Source organism: Permianibacter aggregans (assembly GCF_009756665.1).
GTDB lineage: Bacteria > Pseudomonadota > Gammaproteobacteria > Enterobacterales > Permianibacteraceae > Permianibacter > Permianibacter aggregans.
On record NZ_CP037953.1, the window covers coordinates 2,362,654 to 2,386,857 of the forward strand.

18 protein-coding genes are annotated in these 24,204 nt (G+C 54.1%); 9 read left to right on the top strand and 9 right to left on the bottom strand.

All coding sequences use genetic code 11. The features are described from left to right. The first annotated feature begins 112 nt into the window (after positions 1-112). The 3 genes from pssA (at position 113) to E2H98_RS10430 (ending at position 2,946) form a co-directional block, all read left to right on the top strand. Entirely contained in the window at positions 113-730 is a 618-nt protein-coding gene (pssA, locus tag E2H98_RS10420; RefSeq protein WP_133589486.1) for a CDP-diacylglycerol--serine O-phosphatidyltransferase, read from the top strand. 170 nt (positions 731-900) lie between these two features. Next, the gene (locus E2H98_RS10425; RefSeq protein ID WP_133589484.1) at positions 901-1,392 is read left to right on the top strand and encodes an aminoacyl-tRNA deacylase; all 492 of its coding nucleotides are present in this window, start codon (positions 901-903) and stop codon (positions 1,390-1,392) included. Positions 1,393-1,857: 465 nt separating this feature from the next. Then, a complete protein-coding gene (locus E2H98_RS10430) occupies positions 1,858-2,946 on the top strand; it encodes a M35 family metallo-endopeptidase (protein WP_133589482.1) in 1,089 nt (362 codons plus the stop codon). A gap of 33 nt (positions 2,947-2,979) precedes the next feature. Here E2H98_RS10430 and E2H98_RS10435 read toward each other — a convergent pair whose 3' ends face one another. The 9 genes from E2H98_RS10435 to serA form a co-directional block, all read right to left on the bottom strand. Further along, positions 2,980-4,008 (bottom strand): ankyrin repeat domain-containing protein, encoded by a 1,029-nt coding sequence (locus tag E2H98_RS10435; protein ID WP_133589480.1) that lies wholly within the window; start codon positions 4,006-4,008, stop codon positions 2,980-2,982. Positions 4,009-4,032: 24 nt separating this feature from the next. Next, positions 4,033-5,841 (bottom strand): c-type cytochrome, encoded by a 1,809-nt coding sequence (locus tag E2H98_RS10440; RefSeq protein ID WP_133589478.1) that lies wholly within the window; start codon positions 5,839-5,841, stop codon positions 4,033-4,035. Continuing rightward, positions 5,838-6,767: an OmpA family protein gene (locus tag E2H98_RS10445; RefSeq protein ID WP_133589476.1), complete on the bottom strand. Its 930-nt coding sequence runs from the start codon at positions 6,765-6,767 to the stop codon at positions 5,838-5,840. The genes E2H98_RS10440 and E2H98_RS10445 overlap by 4 nt, the downstream gene beginning before the upstream one ends. A 3-nt stretch (positions 6,768-6,770) precedes the next feature. After that, on the bottom strand, positions 6,771-8,135 hold the full coding sequence (locus E2H98_RS10450; protein ID WP_133589474.1) for a hypothetical protein: 1,365 nt from the start codon (positions 8,133-8,135) through the stop codon (positions 6,771-6,773). 46 nt (positions 8,136-8,181) lie between these two features. Continuing rightward, positions 8,182-8,763 (bottom strand): hypothetical protein, encoded by a 582-nt coding sequence (locus tag E2H98_RS10455; protein WP_133589472.1) that lies wholly within the window; start codon positions 8,761-8,763, stop codon positions 8,182-8,184. Positions 8,764-8,928: 165 nt separating this feature from the next. Then, positions 8,929-11,052, bottom strand: coding sequence for a putative bifunctional diguanylate cyclase/phosphodiesterase (locus tag E2H98_RS10460; RefSeq protein WP_133589470.1), 2,124 nt, complete (start codon positions 11,050-11,052; stop codon positions 8,929-8,931). Beyond that, positions 11,036-14,833, bottom strand: coding sequence for a response regulator (locus tag E2H98_RS10465; RefSeq protein WP_133589468.1), 3,798 nt, complete (start codon positions 14,831-14,833; stop codon positions 11,036-11,038). The genes E2H98_RS10460 and E2H98_RS10465 overlap by 17 nt, the downstream gene beginning before the upstream one ends. Before the next feature lie 96 nt (positions 14,834-14,929). Further along, positions 14,930-15,910 (bottom strand): SDR family oxidoreductase, encoded by a 981-nt coding sequence (locus E2H98_RS10470; RefSeq protein ID WP_133589466.1) that lies wholly within the window; start codon positions 15,908-15,910, stop codon positions 14,930-14,932. A 102-nt stretch (positions 15,911-16,012) separates the two neighbouring features. Further along, the gene (serA, locus tag E2H98_RS10475) at positions 16,013-17,245 is read right to left on the bottom strand and encodes a phosphoglycerate dehydrogenase (protein WP_232475405.1); all 1,233 of its coding nucleotides are present in this window, start codon (positions 17,243-17,245) and stop codon (positions 16,013-16,015) included. A 308-nt stretch (positions 17,246-17,553) separates the two neighbouring features. On the opposite strand from serA, the gene E2H98_RS10480 reads away from it, so the two are divergent. From E2H98_RS10480 to E2H98_RS10505, 6 genes are read left to right on the top strand one after another with little or no spacing between them, the layout of a single operon-like run. Further along, positions 17,554-18,174, top strand: coding sequence for an XrtA/PEP-CTERM system exopolysaccharide export protein (locus E2H98_RS10480; RefSeq protein ID WP_198325094.1), 621 nt, complete (start codon positions 17,554-17,556; stop codon positions 18,172-18,174). A gap of 58 nt (positions 18,175-18,232) precedes the next feature. Then, entirely contained in the window at positions 18,233-19,789 is a 1,557-nt protein-coding gene (locus tag E2H98_RS10485) for an XrtA system polysaccharide chain length determinant (protein WP_133589460.1), read from the top strand. A 10-nt stretch (positions 19,790-19,799) separates the two neighbouring features. Next, on the top strand, positions 19,800-20,678 hold the full coding sequence (locus tag E2H98_RS10490; RefSeq protein WP_133589459.1) for an XrtA-associated tyrosine autokinase: 879 nt from the start codon (positions 19,800-19,802) through the stop codon (positions 20,676-20,678). Positions 20,679-20,737: 59 nt separating this feature from the next. Then, positions 20,738-22,279, top strand: a complete 1,542-nt coding sequence (locus E2H98_RS10495) for a TIGR03016 family PEP-CTERM system-associated outer membrane protein (protein ID WP_157591339.1) — start codon at positions 20,738-20,740, stop codon at positions 22,277-22,279. Then, positions 22,279-23,157, top strand: coding sequence for an XrtA system polysaccharide deacetylase (locus E2H98_RS10500; RefSeq protein WP_133589455.1), 879 nt, complete (start codon positions 22,279-22,281; stop codon positions 23,155-23,157). The genes E2H98_RS10495 and E2H98_RS10500 overlap by 1 nt, the downstream gene beginning before the upstream one ends. A gap of 2 nt (positions 23,158-23,159) precedes the next feature. Beyond that, a complete protein-coding gene (locus E2H98_RS10505) occupies positions 23,160-24,203 on the top strand; it encodes a FemAB family XrtA/PEP-CTERM system-associated protein (RefSeq protein ID WP_133589453.1) in 1,044 nt (347 codons plus the stop codon). Position 24,204 lies beyond the last annotated feature (1 nt).

Sequence of the window (24,204 nt, forward strand, 5' to 3'; positions counted from 1 at the left end):
AGAAAAAGGCTGCTTCGGCAGCCTTTTTTTATGTCGTCGATTGTCGTTGGCCGGCTCGTCTGGCACCATTGTCCGCAAACAACAACCGAATCCCGGTCTGACAGGACACACCATGGAAAAACCGCGCCGCTTCGCGATGATTCGCGACTTTCACCTCGCTGACTGGTTCACGATGGGCAATGCGTTCAGCGGCATGATCACGATTTTCCTGTCGATGGCCTATCTGCAGGAACAGGATGTGCGTTTCCTGTATTTCGCGGCAGCGTTTACACCGCTGGCGTTGATTTTCGATATTTTCGATGGCCGTATTGCCCGCTGGCGTCAGCAGTCCTCAGCGATGGGTCGTGAGCTTGATTCATTGGCTGATGTGATTTCCTTTGGCGTTGCGCCGGCAACATTCGCCTACGCCTGTGGCATGCAAGGGCTGTGGGACATGGCGGTGCTGGTGGCGTTCGTTGGTTGCGGTGTCAGCCGTCTGGCGCGTTACAACATCACCGCTGAGTCGATGTCGGACACAGCTGGCAAGGTCAAGTACTTCGAAGGCACACCGATTCCTACCAGCACGATTCTGGTTGCCGTCATGGTCATTGCCATTGTCATGGGCGACATCGGCGAGCAACTGTGGTTCGGCACCTATCAAATCGGCCCGGCCCGTTTTCACCCGTTGGTATTGATGTATGCGCTGTCGGGTTCCTTGATGATCAGCACAGTCAAGATTCCGAAACTCTGATCCCGGTTAGGGACAGAGTCGGTAACAGCGTATTAATTTTACTTACCGAATAAGACCAAAAAACCAAAGCACTAGAATAATTCGCTATACAGTGGCGATTGTCATGCCGCTGTCACGCTCGACCCCCATAAACTATTCTGCTTGCAGTTGGCTTTTTCTGGGAGTCGAGCATGATTGCACAATCAGTTCAGAGTTTTCTGCATCAGCACGGCGTGCAGTACGACGTGTTCAAACATCCGGCCCGCAGCGGCAGCTATTCAAAAGCAATTGCTTCGCATGTGCCGCCGAGTCAGATGATCAAATCGGTGTTGCTGGTTGATTTACAAAATCAATTCTTGCTGGTGATGATTCCAGCAGACCGCATGCTCAGTCTCTATCACGTCAACAAACATAGTCATCGTCAGTTCCGCTTGGCCGATGAAAGTGAAATCAGCCGGATTTTTTTCGATTGCACGCCTGGCGCGATTCCGGCATTTGGTCATGCTTACCAGATTGAAACATTGATCGATGAGCAGCTTTGTCATAAACCTCAGCTTTATCTCGAAGCGGGTGATCAGCAACAAGTGATCCAATTATCTCAACAACAGTTCCATACCCTGACGCGCAATTGTCCGCGTGGCATGTTCTCGGTTTTTCCGGATATCTGTCCGCAATTTGTCTGAGCGAGGAGTGAAACAACAACGCCGGCAATGCCGGCGTTGTTGTTTCACTTTGTATCGTCCATGTATGAGTTCTGTATCTAGCGTCGAGTGCTCTGTAGCGTTTTGTCACGGCCAATCTGACGGCTGATACACAAAAGCAAAAAAATCCATTTGACCCAATTGACGAGCCATCGTGTTCGGGCGCATATCTCTGCTGGCTAGCTGTTGAGGGAGTCGGCTGGCAAACGACAATAAACGCAGGGCCTGTTTACCTTTGCCACACCGCAGCGACGGAGCCGCCCGTTGCGCAGTGGTCGCGGGCGTTCCTGACGCGCTTGCGACACTTCCCACTTCCCTGTGGGGCGCAGGAATGAGGAGGGCAGTGTACTTGACGTACATGAGCGACGAATGACGCCGCAATGCGCTACGGGCGGCAACGCTGTGGCGTGGCAAAGGTAAACAGGCCCTTAATACGGAGAAATCTCTATGTGTAAATCCACTCTGGCGCCACGCGCCGGTGCGCTGGCGGCCGTCTTGCTGTTCAGCCAGTTAAGCCATGCCGCACTCACCATTGAGTTGCAATCAGTTAAGCCAGCGCTGAAAGCCTCGGATGATGCCGAGTTTGTCGTCACCATTCGCAACGATGGCGCTCGCCCTGTACGCCTGTTGAAATGGCAAATTCCCGGCGAAACCGATGAGGCCTCTTTCTTTGAGGTCAGTCGCGATGGCAAGCCGGTGCTTTATCTCGGCAAGCATTACAAACGCGGCGCACCGACTGACAAAGACTATCTGCCTTTGGCCTCGGGGCAATCGATCAGTCGCCCCATCGAGCTCAGTACCCAATTCGATCTGACAGCCACCGGCACCTACACGTTTTCGTATCAGCCGCATTTTGCCGAGAGCAAAGCGGCGCGCAGCTTGAACGGCAAAATGGAGATGGCCGAAGCCGAGGTCAGCGTTGCCAACAGCAATACTGTGCATTTGTGGATCGAAGGTTCTTTGCAATCACAGGTTGAGCAGCAATTGAAGCGGGAAGAAAGCATCGCCAATGCCATCGGCATTCAAGGCGTCAGTTACAGCAGCAACTGCAGCAGCTCGCGCCGGTCGACGATAAGCAGCGCCTTCAACACCTCGAAATCGATGGCCAGTAATTCGCTGAACTACCTGAATGGCAGCACCGTTGGTGCGCGCTATACGACATGGTTCGGCAGTTACACCTCGTCCCGCTGGAGCACCGCGCGTTCTCATTTCAGCAAAATTTATAGTGCGATGCTCAATCAGAACGTGGTGTTCGATTGTGGCTGCACCAGCAGCGCTTATGCCTACGTTTATCCAACACAGCCTTACAAAGTGTACTTGTGCAATGCGTTCTGGAGCGCGCCGCTGTCTGGTACCGATTCCAAAGGCGGTACCATTGTTCATGAATTGAGCCATTTCAATGTCGTGGCAGCAACCGATGATCACGCTTACGGTCAAAGTGCAGCAAAGAATCTGGCGCGGACCAATCCGACCCGGGCACTTGATAACGCCGATAACCACGAGTACTTCGCCGAGAATACCCCGTATCAAAACTAAAAAAGAAAAGGGGCGATGGTATCGCCCCTTTTTTCATCTACCTTGTTCTTTCTCCGAGTACGTGGCTCCGACGGACTTCAAATAATCGATGATGTGCCGGTATGATTCTTTGCGTTTGCTGGAGGCCTTGTCGTGAAGTGCTTCGGCGTAGCTCAGCGGAGACTGGAAATTGGCGCTGGCACGATTGACGTTGGCGCCAGCTGAGACCAGGAGTTTGACTTTCTCTACATCGCGACTATCAATAGCGTATTGCAAGGCCGTTTTGCCGAGCGATGATTCTTCAGCGTTCGCGCCGTTTTTCAATAACCAGGCAATGTTGTTGACATGCCCGTCTTTCAAAGCACGCACCAGACTACCGCCGGATTGCATCAATTCCTTGTCGATATTGAATCGGTCTTTCAAGTATTGATCGCTTTGCGTATCGCCTCCAGCGATGACAGCTGATGGCAGCGAGGCCTCAACGCTGTCATGCACCCCAGCCCCCTGACGCTTTAATCGATCAAGAATGGTGGTGCGGTCCTCTTTGCTCGACGCGGTGATCTCAATGGCACTCATCAGCGTGTTCATCATCGGAAAACGCATGCTGAGCGGCGATTGGTGTTGAAGCAACAGTTCGACAATATCGGCATGCCCGCGATTGGCCGCATCAGCGAGCGGGAAAAAACAGTGATCGTTAGCTTTTTGCAAGTCGACGGTTCCGGCTTTCAGTACGCGCTCGACCAAATCCGTTCGATGATATTCGATCGCAGCACACAACTGTCGTTGTGGATCATAGCCTTCCCAAGTCTTCTCCGCGGCCGCCTTTTTCGCGTTGGCCTGCGCTGCCTTATCGGCTGCTTTTTGCTGCTTCCTGGCATCGCGGATAGTCTGTTGCAGCGCTGTACGTTGTTCGCGCAGTGACTTCAGCTTATCGTTTTGCTTCTGCGCTTTGGCCGTGGCAATTTGCTGGTCGAGTGCAACCATCTGTTGCTCGAGCTCACTCAATGTCGGTGTTGCTGCTTCGGTGGGTGGCAATGCTGCGAATGATAACGCTGCACCCAGCCATAATGCCGTCCAATTCATTACCGGAATCTCCCAATACTCGAACTATTTGTCTGTGGACCATTTTTCATTGCTGAATTCCGAATTGCCACAGGCCGAACAAGCTCGTGGTTTGCGTGTGCGGTCATGCTCAACATTGCGATAAACCGTCAGCGTGAATTCCCCTGATTTGGCATGCATCACGCGCAAGGCTTGGTAGAACGCCAAGGTGTTGGCAGGCCGGCTGTGATCAGGTTGATCCAGATCCTCGACCCCCAACTTTCCCGACCAATATTTTCGCGCGGGTACCGTGCCGTTCTCTGGCAGTCGTACAAACACTGTGATGCGATCACGTCGGTTGTCATCGGGCAGGGGATTGCCCTCACCCAACGTTTGCTGCGGCGAGCTCCACCAACACCCCTCACCTTCAGCGCGGTCATGTAACGTGGTGTACAAACGGATTTGCCAGTTGGGTCGATCATCGGCATTGGGGGTGGCGATGTGCACGCCCATCGAGTCATGGAATCGACAGGTCAAGCTCGCGGTCTCGTTGCTCCAAACGGGACGCAATTGGGCGTTGGCCTGAACCTGTGCGGTGGTCACCGCCTGCACTTCCGGAGGCTTGGGGTAGCGCGAAGAAATGCCGGGCGTATAGGCTTCGCAAAACGCTTCAAACTGATCCACTTCTTGTTGTGCCCAACAATCCGGATAAATGCTGCCCGGTCCCGCAGGACCCTTGCGGCGATTTTTACGCTGATATTGCTCGCACTCCAATGAGCCGGCATTGGGTTGCAGACCAGGATTGCTGTTGGCACGCACTTTTTCATCGGCCGCATGGGCGTACCGTGTACAAAGCTGGCGCTGACAATCTTCGCCATTCAATTGCCTGAATGTCGCCGGCGTGTCCTCTCGTGAGTAACGTTCCCAGCCTTTCATCTCCCGAAGATAAACGGCAATTTGACGCTTGTCGCTGTGCGAGAGAAACGGCAAGGCGGGCGCAATGCTGTGCCCGGCGTTGGCTTTTTGCCAAATCACGCCGAGCGGAACAGGTAGATTGAACGCTGGTGTATCGATTCGGGCGGAAGAGCCGAATGAGCCTTGTCCGCTTTCACCGTGACAGCGTGCGCAATGCGCCAGATAAAGTTCCCGGCCCCAACGACGATGCGTTTGCTGGATGTTGTCCGCTCGACAGGCCTGATTCGGCGTGGCCGGTTCGAACTTACCTATCCATCGATACAGTTCAGTCAGTTGCGCCTCCGTCAAATCCGGAAACGCCGGCATCGGTCCTGCGCCCTGTTGCACCAGCCGAATAAACGCCGATTGGTTCATCGACATGAATCGCAGCTCAGGAATGAAGTAGCGTTGGTCCAAAGGACTGCCGGGTAGCGGACCATTGAGGTCGCGATGACAACGTTCACACTGCTGTCGATACAGATCGGCAGGCGAGCGATGCGTAGTGGCCAAGCGTCGCGCCGTTTCGGCATCAACAGCGGTACCGCGCAGACCCGGTAGCGTGGTCGGGCGACGGGTGCGATTGCCGGACGGTTCCTGTGGCGTGCTGTCGGCCGGACCGTCGTTGGCTACGGCCGTTTTCAAGCCTTGATAAAGTGCACGCAAGCGGTTATCGGAAATCGCTTCGGAAGGAAAGTTTGGCATTGCCCGGCGACCGCCACGGACGATGTCGCGAAACTCGGCCTCGGAAAGCGCTGTGGCAAACAGCGATGGTGCAATACCCGGCGTAGTCGTCGTGCCATGACAGTCCTGACACATGCTTTGATATTCCGGTGCCATGCCATCGGCAAACGTCACCGATGCCGAGACACCGAACAGCAGCGACCACAAGAAGTGCTTTAGCGCCTTATGCACGACGGTCATCGTTTTGGCGCCACCAGAACATCGACACGGCGATTCAAGGCGCGGCCTTGCTCATCATCATTGCTCGCCACCGGTCGTTTCTCGCCGTAGCCCTTGGTGCTCAAACGGTCACCGTCCGTGCCCGTTTTGGTGACCAGATATATTCGAACGGCCTCGGCTCTTGCTTGCGACAACTTCAGGTTGTCCGCTTCGCTGCCGGTGCTGTCAGTGTGGCCTTCAATGGTAATGGCCGCTTTATCGCCGTACGAGGCCAAGGCTTTCGCCAATTGCTGTAATTCCTGGTCTGCTTCAGGCTTCAAATCGGATTGGCCGACATCAAACAGCACGGCGCTATTAAGCGACAAGCGCACCTCGGCGCCAACCGCCGCGACCGCATCAATATCAGCGCCGCTGTGTTGCCCGCCGCAGCTTTTGCCGGCGTTGACCAAGCGAACAAAATTGTAGCGCTCGCCAGCAGGCACAAGCGGGGCAATATCAATGTCCGAACGAGAGCCTTCAATAGTCCCGATCGGCAACCATTGTTCGCCATCTTGTGAAATGAAAAGCGCCGTTTTCTCAACGAACGGACCAACTTCAAACACATACAGATCCATTCCCGGCACGTCGACCAACACGTTATCAGTGAACTGCAGGACCAGCTCACCGTCGCAACCGAGCGAGATGAAGTCCGGCGAGCGGGTATTCTTGTAGTTGGGTTCGCCGAGGGCCTGTGCCCCTTGATCAAAGGGCGCCTTTGAGGCTTTTTTTCCCGGCGAGAAGTGCACCAGTTGGTCAGCAAACGACAATTCACCCAAGGGTAAACAAATGGCCTTCTTTCCTTTTCCGTAGATCTTTCCGGTGCAGAACATCTCGGTGTCCAACGCATTGGCCTGGCTACCAGCAAAGCAAAGTAACACTGCACTGATTAAAAAAATTGGCAATTTCATCCTTCAGTTTCCCGGCCGTTTGTACTTGGTTTTCAGAAAGTCGAAATACATGAAGCCAAAATGGTTGTACCAATCCTTGATGCCATACTCGTCCTCGCAGCGGGCAATCGCCATCAAACTTTCGTGACTGCGATCAATCAGCTCCTCGAACTTTCGATCGTAAGCGTCATCCATGTTCTTTAGCGATTTCTCAATTTTCCGTCGCTCCGATTGCCATGCAAGTCCCGATACACCATGAACGCCGGAGGCCGAATCACCGAACGACAATGCCGCCTTCGAGAAGTCCTTGGTCGAGCTATAAATAATGCGCAGCTCTTCCAGCAACAAGCGATCACCAATGAATTTTTCATGCGCTTTGGAAAAACACGCCTGGCACGCCGGCGTCGCCGCGCAAACGCTGGGAATATCGGGCAGACTGCGCTCATCCAGGTCAGGCTGATACTGGCTATCGGAAGGGGATAAATGACCGTAATGGCCAAGCATCGTTTGCAGGTGTTCGAGCCCGTCGGCGATTTTGCCAAAACGCTCGAATACATCGGAAAGGCTTTCGGCCAGATCGCCGAGTCCTTCGATGTCTTTCATGCGACCCCGCAGATCCTCACCGGCGTCACCCATTTGATTCAGTTGCTCCATCAATTGATCAAAGCTCAACTCGTCCGGATAAATCGGTGGGCCACCAGGTACCGGTTCGGCACTGACCGGTGGCGCGGAAAATCCTATCGAGAGCGCAACGACAAGCACCGCTGCGGTAGTCGTAATGTCCTGCTTTCGGCGCCACCACCACAACGCCATACCGAGCGCGAGCACTGTCGGCACGATGAGCCACAGCGGAAAACCACCTGTGCTTTGTACTTCATCCATTGAGCGTGGCACGATGATGGAACGCGAGGGCGGCACAATCACTTTAGGTCCAATGATGGCATCGACAATAAAGCCGGGGGATTCTTTGCCCACTTGCTGAACAACAATGCCCAAATCGCCTTGAGTGCGAAACTTCAACGTGCAACGGCCGCTTTGATCCGTCGTACAGCGAGCCAAGGGTTTGTGCCATCGTGTTTTCACCAGTTGCAGTTCCAGCGCTTGCGAAGGTTCCGTGGCTTGCACGGTGACGGCAACCGGTCGAGTTACCTGTAAGCCGGGTAGAATCATACGTGCCTGATTGGTTTTGATTTTTCCTTTCAACGCGGCGAATTGGGCACCTTCAATACCCGGAAGCTCGTGCTTTTTCAATCTTAGTGCCTTGGCTTCTTTTTCCAAATCGAAGCCTTCTGGTTCGGCCGCGTTAACGATTGTGGTGAACCCGTTCGCCAAGCCTATGATCAAGACAAATACAGCTGCAACTGATGGTGTGCGGCAGGCAATGTTCATGCTCAGTCCCTTCTTTTTTTCGTGCGAAATGTTTATCAGATAAGCATCAGCGCAAGCGCTTTGCCAGCAATGTCGCAAGTGGCTCCAGTTCTTTTGATTCAATGACAAATTTGTTTCGTTTGCCGTCATCAACATTGTGATAGGTGAGTTCGACGACGTACTTGCCGACACTGAAATGGATATGCATGCCCATGCGGGCATCATTCAGCGGATCCAGCCGACGGTAATGCACGGCGTTATCGCCAATTGCCGGGCGTGAGAAGCCGAAGTATTTCTTGGCGTCGTTTGCCATCCGCTCGACCGTCGCTTTGGCGCTGTCAACACTATTGGCAGGGCTGACCATCAGGATCAATTCATCACTGAAGCGGTCGAACTGCCCCATGGCAAACAGGCGGCTGCAGCGGCCCCCAGTTTCCTGCACCACGCCACTTGGCTTGGAAACGATCGCCCGGGCTTTTTCGCCGAGAGCGTTGTGGAGGTCGGCCGGGGTCAGCAGTTGCTCGCAATGGAGCTCCGCTGCAGCGGCTGACGAGGCAAACAGTGCCAACCCGGTGGAAAGAAACAGCGTCGGAAACAGGCGCTTCCTTGGCGCCAAGCGGCGTAGCAAAATCGGTGGAAGCAATGACATGAGAGTCCCTCCTCGTAATGGTGCGGTCAATCCTTGCCTGAGCCAGCGCCCAAACGGATGCGAACCGTTCGAGCCGGATCGGACTATAGCATCGAAAGTCGCGACGTCATCTGCCGCTTGTCGGCAAATTGCCTTCGCTGCCGACCGAGGCAATGGCGCAAGCGCTCACTCTGTCGCCGTGGACGCGGGTAGCCGGAATGGTCCATAAGGGAATGGAAACTCTTCCGGCGGCTGCGGTCGCGAAAACCAGTAGCCCTGAGCAATGTCGCAACCGAGCTCACGCAGCCATTGCAATTGCGCTTCGGTTTCCACGCCCTCGGCGACGACTTCCATTTGCAAACGCCTGCCGAGTTCAACAATGGTTTGCACGATCACCGCATCCTTGTTTGATTCAAACATGCTGGCTGTGAATGAGCGGTCGATCTTGACGGTATCGATTGGTAGTTCACGCAAATACGCCAATGACGAATAACCGGTGCCGAAATCATCAATGGCGATGCGTACGCCCAGATCACGCAATTGCTGCAATTGTTGTTGGGCAAATTCGACATTATCAATCAGCGCCGACTCAGTCACTTCAATTTCCAGCCAGGGTTCATCGATACCTGTCAGCTCCAGAACTCGTTGCAGCTCATCAATCAGTTTTGCTGAGCCGAACTGCAAGGCGCTGACATTCAAGCTCATGACAAACGTTTCATGGTGCTGGCTACGCCATTGACGAAACTGGTGCGCGGCACTTTCATGCAGCCATGGCCCAATGGCATGAATCAATCCGGTTTCTTCCAGAATCGGAATAAACAGCGACGGCTGAATCAATCCGGCCTGTGGTTGCTGCCAACGCATCAGCGCCTCAAAGCCACGCAGACGGCCGCTGTCCAGATAGATCTGCGGCTGGTAATAAAGTCGCAATTCTTTTTCGCTGACGGCCTTCCGGACATTGCTTTCCAGCATCAAGCGGGCACGGGCGCGCCCGTTCATCTCCGGGCTGAAGAATCGGTATTGCCTCTTGCCTTCGCTCTTCGCCTGATACATCGCCATATCGGCCGACTGCACCATGGCGCTGACGGAATTGCCGCATTCCGGATAACAGGCAATGCCAATGCTGACGCCGACGTTGACGTTAACGCCTTTCAGCACTTGCGGCTGTGAAACGATCTCCAGCAATTTCTCCGCAGTCTTGGCGATCTGTTCAATGTTATCGACGCTTTCCATCAGCGCGACAAATTCATCACCGCCCAAACGCGCCAGCGTATCGTAAGGGCGAATATGCAAGCGCAGCTGCTGGGCAATACGTTTCAACAGTTCATCGCCAACTTCATGGCCAAAGGAATCATTGACGCGCTTGAAGCCATCGAGATCCATATAGAATAGCGCCAGTCGCTGCTCATTGCGCTGTGCCCGCGCCAGCGCGACATCGATTGCTTGCATCAAGCCGCGACGATTCAGTGTGCCGGTCAATGGATCGGTAATCGCCTGCTTTTCCAGCTGTGATTGCATATATTTCAGAATCGATACATCAAGAATGCTGACGACCGCACCGCGCCGTGGCTCTGGCAATGGATTGCAGGACAGCGCAATCGGAATGCGATGCTCATCGCGAATCTTCAGCCGCAATTCATGGCTTTGAAAACCACGTCCTTGTTCGATGGCGGCGCGAAACTGTTCCAGATCGCCATGGCTGCCCGGTTCCTCATCGACAAACTGAAACAGATTGGCGCCAAGCAATTGTGCCGAATGGCTGCGTAGCAGTCGGCACATCGCGTCATTAATGAATTCCAAATAGCCGCGTTGATCGACGACGACAATACCTTCGGCGGTGGTTTGCAATACCGTTTGATAGTAGGCCCGTGCGGTCTGCAATTCGGCATTGGCTTGTTTCAAGGCTCGACGATAGCGCACATGCGTTAAATACGATTGCACTTTGCGTTTCAGGGTATGGCTGTCGATCGGTTTTTTTATGTAATCCCAGGCACCGGCTTCGTAACCCTGACGCATGGTATCGACGTCATGATCCTGACCGGTGACAAACAGTATCGGTACCTCAGCCAGTCGTTCGTCCTCGGCCATTTCACGAGCCATTTCCAGGCCGCTTTTGCCGGGCATGTTGACATCGAGTAACGCGATATCGACATCATGATCGCGCATCAGTCGTAAACCGTGATCGGCCGATTGTGCCGTCAGCAATTCGACTTTGTCCTGTTCCAGAATCGCCGACAGGCTGACCAGATTGCCGTAATTGTCATCCACCAGCAAAATGCGGGCAGGCTCTTCACTAATCCACTCTTGCATCCGTTTTCCCTGTCCTCTCGGAAGATCGTTCGACGGCGATGTATCGACGCATGGTATCGGTCAGCAGTCGACGATTGACTGGCTTCGCCAGGTAATCATCGGCACCCGCCTCAATACAGCGTTCGCGATCTCCTTTCATGGCATGAGCCGTCAAAGCGATGATGCGGGCACTCGATAATTTCTGGGCTTTGATTGCTTCAATCGTCGCGTAGCCGTCCATGCCAGCCATCGCAATATCCATCAGGATCAGATCGATATGCTGATGCACCAGCAGCCGCAAGGCATCGACACCGCTGTTCACCGACAACAGCCGCAATTGATAGTCACTCAGCATCGCCTCCAGTGAAATGATATTGCGGGCATCGTCGTCAACAATCAGCACTTTTGGCATCGAAGGCGAGTCCGCGGCACCGGTAATGTGAGGGGCAATAGGTTGTAGCGTCGTTTTCGGCGGTTTGCTTTCTGGTTCGTTGTTGATGTCGGTAAAAAAGCGGCGTAACGCCTTCTTCAAATTTTCCGTATCGGTTCCTGCTTTATGTACGATCAACGCCGCAAGTTCTCGCAAACCGCTTAACTCCTCAGCGCTCAGATCGGCTCCGGTGTTAATCACCAAGGCAGTATCGTCGAGTGAGCGCAGCTCATTCATTTGCTGCAGTAGCTCATACCCGGATGCATCGGGCAGACGCAAATCCATGATGACGGCATCGAAGCGTTGCTGGCGGTAAGCGTTGAGCGCTTGTTCGGCATCAGCACAAGTAACTACAGCAAAGCCAAGTTCTTGCAGCAAGCTGGCGTAATGCTCTCGCTCCAATTCGACGTCTTCGACCAACAGCACGTTGTGCTGCTCGGCCTTATTACTGACGCGAATTCGTTTGAACAATTGATGCAATGACTCACGACCAACCGGCTTCAATAAATATATTACCCGTTCATCAAACCAGTCGTGCGGTTCCGGCAGGCAGGAAATGATTTGCACCGGTACGTCACGGTAAGCTGGATTGGCTTGTAGCGCACGCAGTACCTGCCAGCCGCTAATGTCCGGTAATAAAAGGTCGATAAGCACGCCGGCATATACCCGTTGCCCGATGCGCTTCAACGCTTCATTACCTTCACTGGTTTGTTCGCACTGATAGCCATACTGTTCGGCAAACTCGCACAGCACACTGGCAAAGCAGCTGTCATCTTCGACAATAAGAATCGCGGGTTGATCGCGTGCGGTGGTGATGCGCCGGGCCGAGCTTTGCAGCTCCGGAGGTGAAACGGTTTCCAATGGTATTTGAAGTGTGAAAACTGAACCCTGTCCCGGCACGCTCTCAACCAGAATTTCTCCGCCGAATAACTGTGCCAACTGTCGGGAAATGGTCAAGCCCAAACCGGTGCCCCCCGACTTTCGCTGGGTACCGCTATCAATCTGATTGAAGGCGCCAAATACTTCCTGCAACTTTTCCGGTGCGATGCCGATGCCGGTATCCAGTACCCGAAACTCGAGGCTGGGCATGAAGCCCGGTGTTGCCATCATGCCGCGCATGACGGTGACCGAGACATGGCCCTTTTCGGTAAACTTGATAGCGTTACTAATCAGATTACGCAGAATCTGTGCCAGCCGTGCCCGATCAGTCAGCACAGTACTCGGCACTTCTTTGCCAATATTCAGATTCAGCAGCAAACCCCGGCTTTCAGCTAAGGGTTGCAGGGCATGCTGCAATTCCTCGAGCAGATCGCGAATGTCGTGCGGTGATTTTTGCAGACTCATCTTGCCGGCTTCGATTTTCGACAGATCGAGAATATCGTTAATCAAGGCCAGCAAGTCCTGACCGGCACGATGAATGATATCGGCATGAAAAATCTGTTTTTCGCTTAGCGTTTTTTCCTTGTTGCTGCGCAATTGATCGCTGAGAATCAAAATGCTGTTCAGTGGGGTACGCAGCTCGTGTGACATATTGGCCAGAAACTCGGATTTGTAGCGATTGAGTTCCTCCAGTTCCTGGGCCTGCTTTTCCAACTTCTGCGTCGCGTCCTTTCTGGCGCTGATATCGACCAACACCGCCTGCACCAGATGACGACCGCTCTTGGTCAACGCCGATAAACCGATCTCGACCGGGATCAACCGACCCGATTGGTGCTTGGCGTACAGATCACGGTTGGCACCGATGTGGGTGCGTACGGGTTGCCGAAAATAACGGGCGCGCAAATCCGGATGATGTGGTCGCACGGAATCCGGCACCAGTTGATCGACGGTCTGTCCGATCAGTTGTTCACGTCGATAGCCAAGCAGCTGTTCGGTCTGTTGATTGACCAACTCAATCAATCCTTGTTCATTGATCAGCAGAATGGCATTCGGCGAGGCTTCGATAATTTCCTTCAGTCGTTCCTCACTTTCGATATGCTCAGTCAGATCGCTGAAGCTCAGCACCAGCTTTTGGCCGCTGCCATGTTGCAAGCCGGCGACACTCAGTTCAACGGCGATAGTCTGATCGCGAACAGGCAGATCAATACGCAGATTTTTTTCCAGCAGTCCGGGTCCACTCAGCTGCAGTTGCCGGAAATAATCAGCCAGCGGCAGACGCTGCAACCAGTCTGGTGTTGTGTTCGGCGCTGGCGTTGACAACAGATCGGCAAACCGGGTGTTGGCAATCTCAATGTTTTCCTGCTCGTTGACAATGGCTGTTGCTACCGGCGATTGCATCAGCAGACTGACAAACAATTGTTCCCGATCGCGAACTGCAGCAGCGTTGAGGCTGGCCGCTTGCAAAGCGCGCTCGCGCGTGTACAGGTAACCGGCAACCAGCAAGGCGCTGAGCAGTGATGCGAACAAACCAAGGCTGAGCGTATACCAGTTCCGGGTTGGCGCCATGGCCTGATCGTAGGTAGGGCTACTGCGTGCCTGCAATTGCCAGTGACGACCGAAAATCTGCAGCGAACTGGTGTGTTGAAAGTGACTGTCGTAGTTCTCGCTGATCGAATTGAACAAAGGGAACTGTGGCGATTGTTGATCGAGTAATTTCAGCTCGTACATCAGCAGTTGGGCGCCGAGCACATTCTGGACAAAATCACTCATCCGAAACGGGCTGTAAACGGTTCCGATAAAATGCGCACGACGGCTGGTCGCATCGGGTTCGGCATCGGGCATAGGCCGATAAAGTGGCACGTAGAGCAGTGTACCGGTCTGGATATCCTGTTCGGTTTCCTGAACCAGAATGACCGGGCCGGACATTCGTGACATGCCGCTTTCGATCGCGGCATCAATGGCATTGCGGCGCACCACTTCCGAATACATATCGAAGCCGAGTGCGCGTTGATTGCGCCAATCTTCGGGAGCCAGATGTTCAATCAATAAATAATGCGGCCGATCACCTGCCGGGAAATAACGGAAATCCGGCTGTTGATTGGTGCGCATCTGCTGAACAAAGCTATCACGCTCATGTTGTGACAGATAGCGTGCCCAACCGACACCCTGAATGCCGGGATAGCGATTCTGGATATGCAGTTGCTCAATGGCGCGATTCCAGATTGACCGTGGTACGTCGTCGCTGTTCAGCAGTAACGTGCCGACGCCACGCAGCATCAGCTCGTACAACTGCATTTGATTTTCCAGTGTGGAAGCGAGCGATTCGACCTGGTCATCGAAGCGTTGCTGCTGTTCGTGGATGGCGTCGCTGTTGATGCGCTGCCAGATCAGCGTAACTGGAATCGCCAGTACAAGAAACACGAGCAGGCCCACCCAGCCGGCGCGCTTCAGTGCAGCAGGCGGGTGATTGGGGTGCGCGGTTGCAGATTCCATCGGTACAGCGTCCTTTAGTCCTTGCCCAAGTGTAGACGCTGATGGAAAAGAGGATGTGTGGCAAAAGCCTTAATGAATTTGAGGTTTTTGCGTTATTTACAGTTGATTTTCCTGTTGCAGCCAATTCAGGGTGTCGTTGACCAATTGTTGTGCCGGGGAAATTTGGTAATCGAGATCACGAATCGCCGCATCGCTGTTGCAGCGCACATGGCCACAGACGATGCGGGCACTTTCGCGGGTGATGTCCGGCTCCTCGCCGGTGAAGCTGGCGATCAGTTCCTTGCTGGCGCCAAGCAAATAGAGCAGCGATTTCGGCACCGTGCGAGAAGGGCAAGGCACCTGCAAGCGCTCGGCCGCCAGTTGCATCAAATCGAGAAAACGGATCGGCTCACCACCGAGAAAATAGTTGAGGCCCAGTCGACCCTTATCAACGGCAGCAATGTGGGCACGCGCCACGTCGCGGACATCGCAGAACATGCCGGTGCCCGGCGGAATGCCCGGTAATTCACCGCGCTTCAGCAGGCGGAATAGGCGCGCCCAGTTACTGGTGTCGTAAGGGCCGAGAATATGACAAGGATTGATCAGTACCGCCGGCAAACCCTGGCTGATACCGGCCCGTACTTCCTGCTCAGCCAGTGCCTTGGTTTGATAATAGTGAATCGAACTCTCCGCGCCACGTGGTGTGCTCAGCTCATCGACGACATCGTCGCGCTCACCGAAGGCTGAAATGGAGCTGGTATGAATAAAGCGGCGCACTTTTTGTTGCAGTGCTGCCTGCACCATATGGCGAGTGCCGAGCACATTGGTGCGGTATTGGCGCGCTCGGTGCGGTGGCCACAGGCTGGTGTCGCCGGCGACGTGAAACACCGCGTCACATTGCGCCGGAATTCGTTTCGCCAGTTGCGCAGCATCGTCGAGGTCGCCTTCGATCAATTCGATGTTGAAACGCGACAGATAGCTGATACGTTCCGGGTTGCGCACCAAGGCCAGTACGCGCCATTGTTGTGCCAACAATGCGGCGACCAGATTGGTGCCAACGAAACCCGTGGCGCCGGTGACAAACGCGGTGCGAGTCATGTTCTGCCTTTTTGCGCTGCCAAGGTATTTATCGAGCTTACTCGCCCACGCGACAAGAAAAAAGGGAGCTGTAGCTCCCTTTTCTGCGTGATAACACGATCCTCAATACAGCAATCGCGCCCGAATCGTGCCCTGAATGGCTTTCAGCTTCTCGAATGCGGCATCGCTCGACTCGGAATCGATATCAATGACGACATAACCGATATTGGCATTGGTTTGCAGGTACTGGGCTGAGATGTTGACGCCCATGTCAGAAAACACGCTGTTGACCTGGCGCAGAATGCCTGGTTCGTTTTTGTGAATGTGCAGAATGCGATGTTTACCGGCATGTTCCGGCAAACTGACTTCCGGAAAATTCACCGCCGACAGGGTCGAGCCGTTATTGGAATATTTGACCAGTTTTTCGATCACTTCGATGCCAATTGCGGCCTGCGCTTCCTGCGTCGAACCGCCGATATGCGGCGTCAGGATAACGTTGTCGAATTCGCGCAAAGGCGACACAAATTCTTCCTTGTTCGATTTCGGTTCTTTCGGAAACACATCGATCGCGGCGCCAGCCAGATGACCGCTTTTCAACACGTTGTACAGCGCATCAATATCAACGACAGTGCCGCGCGAGGCATTAATTAGCAGCGCGCCTTTTTTCATCGTCGACAACTGCGCTTCGCCGATCATGTTTTTGGTTTGTGCCGTTTCCGGCACATGCAGCGTCACGACATCACTGGTCGCCAGCAACTCCTGCAGGCTGTTGACGGCATTGGCATTGCCGAGGCTTAGTTTGTTTTCGATATCGTAGAACTGCACCCGCATGCCGAGATTCTCAGCGAGAATGCCAAGCTGGGTGCCGATATGGCCGTAGCCAATAATGCCCAGCGTTTTACCGCGTGCTTCAAAGCTGCCTTCAGCGGCTTTCAGCCATTCGCCGCGATGGGTCGCGGCATTTTTTTCCGGAATCCGGCGCAACAGCAGAATGATTTCACCAAGCACCAATTCGGCCACCGAGCGGGTATTGGCAAATGGCGCATTGAACACTGGCACGCCGAGCTGCTGAGCAGCATCCAAATCGACCTGATTGGTGCCGATACAGAAGCAGCCGACGGCGGCCAGTTTCGGCGCTTTGGCGAGCAAATCGGCGGTCAGCTTGGTATTGGAACGAATGCCGATGAAATGGGCCTGGCTCAGCTCCTGCCCCAGCTGATCGGGCGGCAGCGACTTCTCGAAATAGGCGATATTGGTATATCCGTCTGACTTCAGGTAATCGACGGCGCGGGGATGAATACCTTCTAACAGCAAAAAGCGTATGCGCTCCTTGCCCAGCGATTGGCGGCTGCTCACGTTATCCTCGGAACTGGTTGGACGAGACTGGACGGATCGAGAATTTCTCAGGTTTTGTCTGGCATTGCAAACAGCTTTTGGCGATACGTTATGCGAGCAGGTTTGGGTTGCCGCGCTACCGATCATCGCCCATAACCACCCCCAATTTATAGCCCGATTCGCGACGCAGTGCACAAGCCGATTAGGCAGGTGAATGTTTTTCGGACAAATTAGTGTCAGGTTTCTTGCCAATCGTGCGAATCGGTATAACAATAGAGCACCCTGGATGGAGCCAACGGGCAAATCACCGCAAATTAAGGACGATGTCTATGCGCCACACCTTTCTGCTTTTCCCGCTGATTGTGCTTGTACTGGCTGCCTGCAGCAGCCGCGAACCGCTGCCTTCAGCACCATTGAATCAACCGTTCACGACCGATCCGGACCGCTACCAATACCTGATTGGCCCGGGCGATTCGATGAGCATCTTCGTTTGGCGTAACTCGGAAGTTTCTACCACTGTTACCGTTCGCCCGGACGGCCGCATCACCGCGCCGCTGGTCGAAGACGTCATGGCTGCCAACAAAACCCCAACACAATTGGCCCGTGATTTGGAAAAAGCGCTCGGTGCTTATATCAAAGATCCGATCGTTACCGTCACAATGACCGGTTTTGTTGGGCCATTCGCCGAGCAAATCCGCGTGGTGGGCGAAGCGGCGAAACCACAATCGCTGTCCTATCGCCAACACATGACGCTGCTGGACGCGATGATCGCCGTCGGCGGCTTGACCGATTACGCCAACGGCAATGGCGCCATTCTGACCCGTATTGTCGAAGGCCAGCAGCGTGAATACACCGTGCGCCTGACTGATTTGATCAAGGATGGCGACATCACCGCCAATGCTGAACTGCTGCCGGGCGACGTCATCATTATTCCGGAATCCTTCTTTTAATTAATGCCGTAGCCGGCCGGCGCATGGACGCGAGGCCGGGTTAGCAGGGAATGCCACCATGCAAGATATTGTTGAACAATTACTTTCCTATATCCGGGGAATCTGGCGTCAGCGTTGGTATGCGCTGCTAGTAGCCTGGACCCTCTCCATTGCCGGTTGGGCCTTCGTCATTTACCAACCGGATCAATACGAAGCCACTGCTAGGGTCCAGGTTGACAGTTATTCGATTCTGCAGCCATTGCTGAACGACATGACCGTGCCGGTGTCATCGCCGGAACGCATTCGGCAACTGCAACAGACCATTAAGTCACGGCCAAATTTAGAAAAAGTGGTGCGTACTGCCGATCTGGATTTGAAGACAACCAGTGATGGTGAATTTGACAAGGTGGTCAATCAGCTTGAGAAAAATTTGAACTTCCGTCGAGCTGGCAACAACGAACTGTATTTCATCAGCTACACCGATGATGATCCGGCGCAGGCCAAGCGGGTCGTACAGGCCTTGCTGAACCTGTTCATCGAAAAGGCACTCGGCGACACTCGTCAAGATACCAATAGCGCTCAGCGCTTCCTCGAAAAGCAAATTGATGAATATTCGCAGCGTCTGCTGGAATCGGAAAACCGTTTAAAAGATTTCAAACGCAAAAATCTCGGTTTGATGCCGGAACAAGGCAAGGATTATTACCAGCGCTTGCAGGAAGCCAATAGCCGCGTTGAAGAGGCAGAACTGGAGTTGCGCCAAGCAGAAAACCTGGCCGCCGAGTTGCAACGTCAGCTGACCGGCGAATCGCCAACGTTCGGCATGATGGCGCCACCATCGGTAACCACGTCGGTGCCGGAGCTGGATTCGCGTATTGCCCGTCTGCAAAGCAATTTGGATGAGCTGCTGACGCGCTACACCGATAAACATCCGGATGTCGTCAACACCCGCTCCCGCATCGATGAATTACTGAAGCAGCGTCAGGAAGCATTGAAGGCCGGCGCCAGCGCGACAACCGGTGGCATGCCACTGGAAACCAATCCGGTGTTCCAGCAACTGAAAATTTCTGCCAGCGAAGCCGAAGCACGTGCGGCTTCATTGCGAGTCAAAGTCGCGGAGTACCGCGCCAAAGCCGAAGAGCTGGACAAGAAAGTCTATATCCTGCCGCAGATCGAGCAGGAGTTAGGCCAGTTGACTCGGGATTACGATGTCACCAAACAGAACTACGACAAACTGATTCAAAAGCGCGAACAAGCGCGTATTTCGCAGGATCGCGAGCAGAACACCAGCGACATTTCGTTCAAAGTCATCGACCCACCGCGGGTACCGCCGGAGCCGGTTGGTCCCAATCGTTTGTTGTTACTGAGTGGTGTGTTCGCGGTCGCGTTGGGTGCGGGTTTTGCCGTCGCGCTGGTGATTTCGCAAGTACTCAGCACGTTTGATAGCCCGCGCATGTTGATGCAACAAATGCAGGTGCCGGTATTCGGTACGGTGTCCCTGGTATTGAGCCCGCAAGCACAAAGAATCCGCCGGGTGAAAAACTGGGTTTTTCTGGCGTTGATCAGCGCCTTATTGCCGGTGTACGGCGGCCTCGTTTATTTGCAAACGATAGCCCGCGTCAGTGGCAGTGGAAGTTAAGGAGCGCGCCATGGATTTAATTGAAAAAGCCGCGGCCCGTTTGGCCCTGCAGGAAGCGCCGGCCAAACCGGAGCAAGCCAGTCCTTTACAAAAACCGGTGCTGCAAGAATCCAGCACTGGCGAAAGCGTGACCTTGCCGCTTGATGATCGGCCAGTCGATTTGACGCTGGATTTGAAGCGTTTGCATGATCTCGGTATGGTCGTACCCGACACCGCACGCAGCCAAATCAAGGAAGAGTTCCGCCATATCAAACGGCCGTTGCTGATGAATGCTGCCGGCAAAGGCACCAGCATTTTGAAACACGCCAATCTGATCATGGTCAGCAGCGCTCATCCCGGCGAAGGCAAAACGTTTAACGCGGCCAATCTCGCTTTAAGTATTGCTGCCGAGCGCGACAAAACGGTCTTGCTGGTCGATTGCGATGTCGTGCGGCCAGCGCTAGGTAATTTGCTCGGCTACTCCAGTCAGCGCGGACTGGTGGATTACCTGATCAATCCGAGTCTGGATTTATCGGATCTGATGCTGAAAACGGATTTGCCTACGCTGTCGGTATTGCCGGCTGGCAATCCTCACCATTTATCAACCGAACTGCTCGCTTCCGATGCGATGCAGGCGCTTACGGTCGAGCTTTCGACCCGTTACAGCGACCGTGTGGTCATTTTCGATTCACCGCCACTGCTCGCCACCACCGAATCCTGCGTGTTGGCGCATTTGATGGGGCAGATCGTTATCGTCGTCGAAGCCGAGCGCACCACGCGTTCCGATGTTCGCGAAGCGCTGGAACGGCTCGGTAGTCTGCCGGAAACGGCAGTCGGCTTTGTGCTGAACAAAACCCGGCATGAACGCGAAGCCGGTTACTACGGTTATGGCTACGGTTACGGGTACTGATCATGACAGCCGGACGTTTGCGGAGAACAAACGCGCTGCTGTCTTATCGGTTTCGCGTTATGGCTGTGTACGGCGTGCTGACGGCTGTCAGCCTTCAAGGCATTGCTGAAGCACAATCGACGGTAACACCGCGCTTGTCCGCGCGCGGCATTTACACCGACAACGTATTTCTCAGTGATGAAGACGAGCAGGATGATTTCGTCGTCGAAATCAAACCAGGCGTTCACTGGTCACAGCGCAGTCGCCGATTCGTCATGGACATGGATCTGGAAGCGCAGATTCTTGGCTACACCAACAATGAAAATGAGGACGGCGACAGCGTCGTCGTTAATCCCAACTTTACATTGTCGACCACCAGTACGCTGATTAACCAATACCTTTTTCTCGATGTCGATGGCGAATACGGTCAGCGTCTGAGCTCGCTAAATCAGCGCGCATCGTTTGACAATATCGCCCTGACCGGCGATCGCTCCGATTTCTACAGTTATCGCATTTCGCCGTATATCCAGCATCGTACCGGCGGTGGTATTGACTATTTGCTGCGTGCCGAGCAATCGACCGTTAACTTTGATCTGGACGATGAAGACGAGGCGGAAAGTCTGAACGATGCCGACACCGAGCGCTATGTCGTTAACATCAGCAATCGCGCGTCTGGTTCACGTTTCACCTGGGCTTTGAGTGGCACCGAATCGAGCATTGAGCGCGCCAATGAATCGGCGGCGCAATCGGAGTTTCGCTCGGCATCGGTCAATCTTGGTTATCGCTTATCAACGCGCTGGTCATTGATTGCTCAAGGTGGTTACAGTGAAAACTTCATTGATGGCGTCGAGCGCGGTGTCAATGGCGAATACTATGCTGGCGGTTTCAGTTGGTACCCAACGCCTAGGCTGACCTTATCGGCGTTGCATGGCGACCGTTACTCCGAAGGTTCGCTGCGCTGGCAACCCAGTCGCCGTACCGAAGTGGAGTTGGTCGCCAGAGAATCGGATGTTGGTATCAACACCGGCGAATCACAGAGCGTCAATATTCGTTGGCGTGGTCGTCGTTCCCAGCTTTATGCGCGCTATGACGAATCGATCACCAACGAGCAGTTCTTGATTCTCGAGGGCGAAACGCTGATTCCGATCGTCGACCCGGATGGCAATCCGATCATTGATCCGAACACCGGCAATCCCTTGGTCATTCCGATTGGCAATTTCGCGTTGGCCGATGATGACTTTTTGCGTGAGCGCGGTGAAATTGGTTTCACCTACGATGGCCGGCGCATGCGCACGGCCATCAACGTTTATCAGGAAACCCGTGAATACTTGAATCGAGTGACGCTAAACGGCGATTCGATTGGCGGCAACATCACGGCAACGATTCCGGTGGTTGCTGGCTGGTCGTTTGTCGGTCGCGTCAATATTCGTGATACCACCTACGACAGCGATGGCGCCAAAGAAATCACGACGATGTACCGGGCCGGCATGGAGCAGGCCTTGTCGCTGAAAACCAAATGGGGTTTTTACTGGCAGTACAGCGAACAGGATAGTGACCGCGAAGAGCTGGCACTGAATTTCAAGGAAAACCGGCTCGTTGCCGAATGGATTTATAAATACTGATGACTGGCGTGAATGGAAGCACAATTCGTAATGCGATGACCGTCGATGTCGAAGACTATTTTCAAGTCTCGGCGATGGAGCCGTATATCGCCCGCGAACAATGGCAGCAATGGCCCTGCTTTGTCGAACGTAACACCGAGAAACTGTTGGCGTTGTTCGCCGAGCGCGGCATACAAGCGACGTTTTTTGTGCTTGGCTGGGTTGCCGAGCGTTATCCGAATTTGATTCAGCAAATCGCCGACAACGGTCATGAGCTGGCCTGTCATGGCATGGATCACACCCGCGCCTACACCCAAACCCGCGAGCAGTTCGCGGCTGACATCCGCCAGTCGAAAACGATTCTGGAGCAGTGTGCAGGTGTCGCGGTACGAGGCTATCGCGCCGCCAGTTATTCGATTACCCGCGACAATCTTTGGGCTCTGGAAGAATTGCAGCAAGCCGGTTACGCCTACAGCTCCAGTATCTATCCGGTCAAACGCGATCTATATGGTATTCCGGATGCGCCACGCACCCCGTTCCGGCCAGCGCGGGCACAACAATTGATTGAGATTCCTGTCACTACCGCGCAAGTTTTTGGCCGTAATGTACCGGCAGGTGGCGGCGGTTTCTTTCGTCTGTTTCCGTATGCGATGTCGCGCTACCTGATTCAACAGGTGAACGATAGCGACCAGTTTCCGGCGGTGTTTTATCTGCATCCTTGGGAGATCGATCCGGAGCAGCCACGACCGAATGGTCTGTCCTGGAAAACACGCGTACGCCACTATCTGAATTTGCATCGCACTCATGATCGCCTGAGTCAGTTACTGAAAGATTTTTCCTGGGGCCGCATGGACGATATTTTTCTGACCCGGCCGACACCGGTTTTTGATTTGGTGTAAGCATGGACATGGCAGCAAACGACTTCACCATTGAGTGGTATACACCAGCCAGCGCGCCGGCCTGGGACGCGTATGTATTGGGCCATCAGGAAGGCACATTCTTTCATCGAGCCGGCTGGTATCAGGTGATGCAGAAAGGGCTTGGCCACAAGCCGCATTTTTTGCTGGCGCGCCGCGACGACCAAATCGTCGGCGTGCTGCCGATGGCGGAAGTGAAAAGCTGGTTGTTCGGTCATCATTTGTCGGCACTGCCGTTCTGCGTTTATGGCGGGCCGTTGGCCGACAACGATCGTATTGCCCAGTCGCTGTTACAGGTAGCGATCCAAAAAGCGGAAACGTTACAGGTCGATGATCTGGAAATTCGCTGCCGGGAAGCCTTGCTCGACAATGCGCCAACCAAGTCCCTGTACTATTCATTCCGCCGTGAAATCACTGGCGATATCGACACCGACATGAAAGCCATTCCGCGCAAGCAGCGGGCAATGGTGCGCAAAGGCATCAGCAATGGTTTGCAGCACACGATAGATGACGATTGGCAGGATTTTCTCTATTGCTACGATACCAGTGTCCGCAATCTCGGTACGCCAGCGTTTCCGCGTCAATATTTTCAGGTATTGCGTGAGCAATTTGCCCAGGACATCGATGTGTTGACCGTACGCGATCAGGGCAAACCGGTCGCCAGTGTCATGAGCTTCTATTTCCGTGACGAAGTGCTGCCGTACTACGGTGGCGGTACAGACGCCGCACGTGTGGTCGCCGCCAATGACTTCATGTACTGGCAGTTAATGCAACATGCCGCTGCCCGTGGCGCCCGACTGTTTGATTTTGGCCGCAGCAAAGCGGGAACCGGCGCGTTCTCATTCAAGAAGAATTGGGGTTTTGAACCCGAGGCATTGCCCTATCAATATTACCTGGTGCGCGCTACCACGATGCCGGAAGTCAACCCGAACAACCCGAAGTACGCGTTGATGATAGCGCTATGGAAGCGCTTGCCGTTGGGTTTGAGCCGAATGCTGGGACCGATGCTGTCCCGTTATGTGGGTTGAT

Coding starts and splice junctions, on each gene's coding strand:
- E2H98_RS10490 (WP_133589459.1), top strand. CDS start 19,800: ATGGATTTAATTGAAAAAGCCGCGGCCCGTTTGGCCCTGCAGGAAGCG.
- E2H98_RS10505 (WP_133589453.1), top strand. CDS start 23,160: ATGGACATGGCAGCAAACGACTTCACCATTGAGTGGTATACACCAGCC.
- E2H98_RS10470 (WP_133589466.1), bottom strand. CDS start 15,910: ATGACTCGCACCGCGTTTGTCACCGGCGCCACGGGTTTCGTTGGCACC.
- E2H98_RS10430 (WP_133589482.1), top strand. CDS start 1,858: ATGTGTAAATCCACTCTGGCGCCACGCGCCGGTGCGCTGGCGGCCGTC.
- pssA (WP_133589486.1), top strand. CDS start 113: ATGGAAAAACCGCGCCGCTTCGCGATGATTCGCGACTTTCACCTCGCT.
- E2H98_RS10465 (WP_133589468.1), bottom strand. CDS start 14,833: ATGGAATCTGCAACCGCGCACCCCAATCACCCGCCTGCTGCACTGAAG.
- E2H98_RS10500 (WP_133589455.1), top strand. CDS start 22,279: ATGACTGGCGTGAATGGAAGCACAATTCGTAATGCGATGACCGTCGAT.
- E2H98_RS10480 (WP_198325094.1), top strand. CDS start 17,554: ATGCGCCACACCTTTCTGCTTTTCCCGCTGATTGTGCTTGTACTGGCT.
- E2H98_RS10445 (WP_133589476.1), bottom strand. CDS start 6,767: ATGAAATTGCCAATTTTTTTAATCAGTGCAGTGTTACTTTGCTTTGCT.
- E2H98_RS10455 (WP_133589472.1), bottom strand. CDS start 8,763: ATGTCATTGCTTCCACCGATTTTGCTACGCCGCTTGGCGCCAAGGAAG.
- E2H98_RS10425 (WP_133589484.1), top strand. CDS start 901: ATGATTGCACAATCAGTTCAGAGTTTTCTGCATCAGCACGGCGTGCAG.
- E2H98_RS10495 (WP_157591339.1), top strand. CDS start 20,738: ATGGCTGTGTACGGCGTGCTGACGGCTGTCAGCCTTCAAGGCATTGCT.
- E2H98_RS10435 (WP_133589480.1), bottom strand. CDS start 4,008: ATGAATTGGACGGCATTATGGCTGGGTGCAGCGTTATCATTCGCAGCA.
- E2H98_RS10485 (WP_133589460.1), top strand. CDS start 18,233: ATGCAAGATATTGTTGAACAATTACTTTCCTATATCCGGGGAATCTGG.
- E2H98_RS10450 (WP_133589474.1), bottom strand. CDS start 8,135: ATGAACATTGCCTGCCGCACACCATCAGTTGCAGCTGTATTTGTCTTG.
- E2H98_RS10460 (WP_133589470.1), bottom strand. CDS start 11,052: ATGCAAGAGTGGATTAGTGAAGAGCCTGCCCGCATTTTGCTGGTGGAT.
- E2H98_RS10440 (WP_133589478.1), bottom strand. CDS start 5,841: ATGACCGTCGTGCATAAGGCGCTAAAGCACTTCTTGTGGTCGCTGCTG.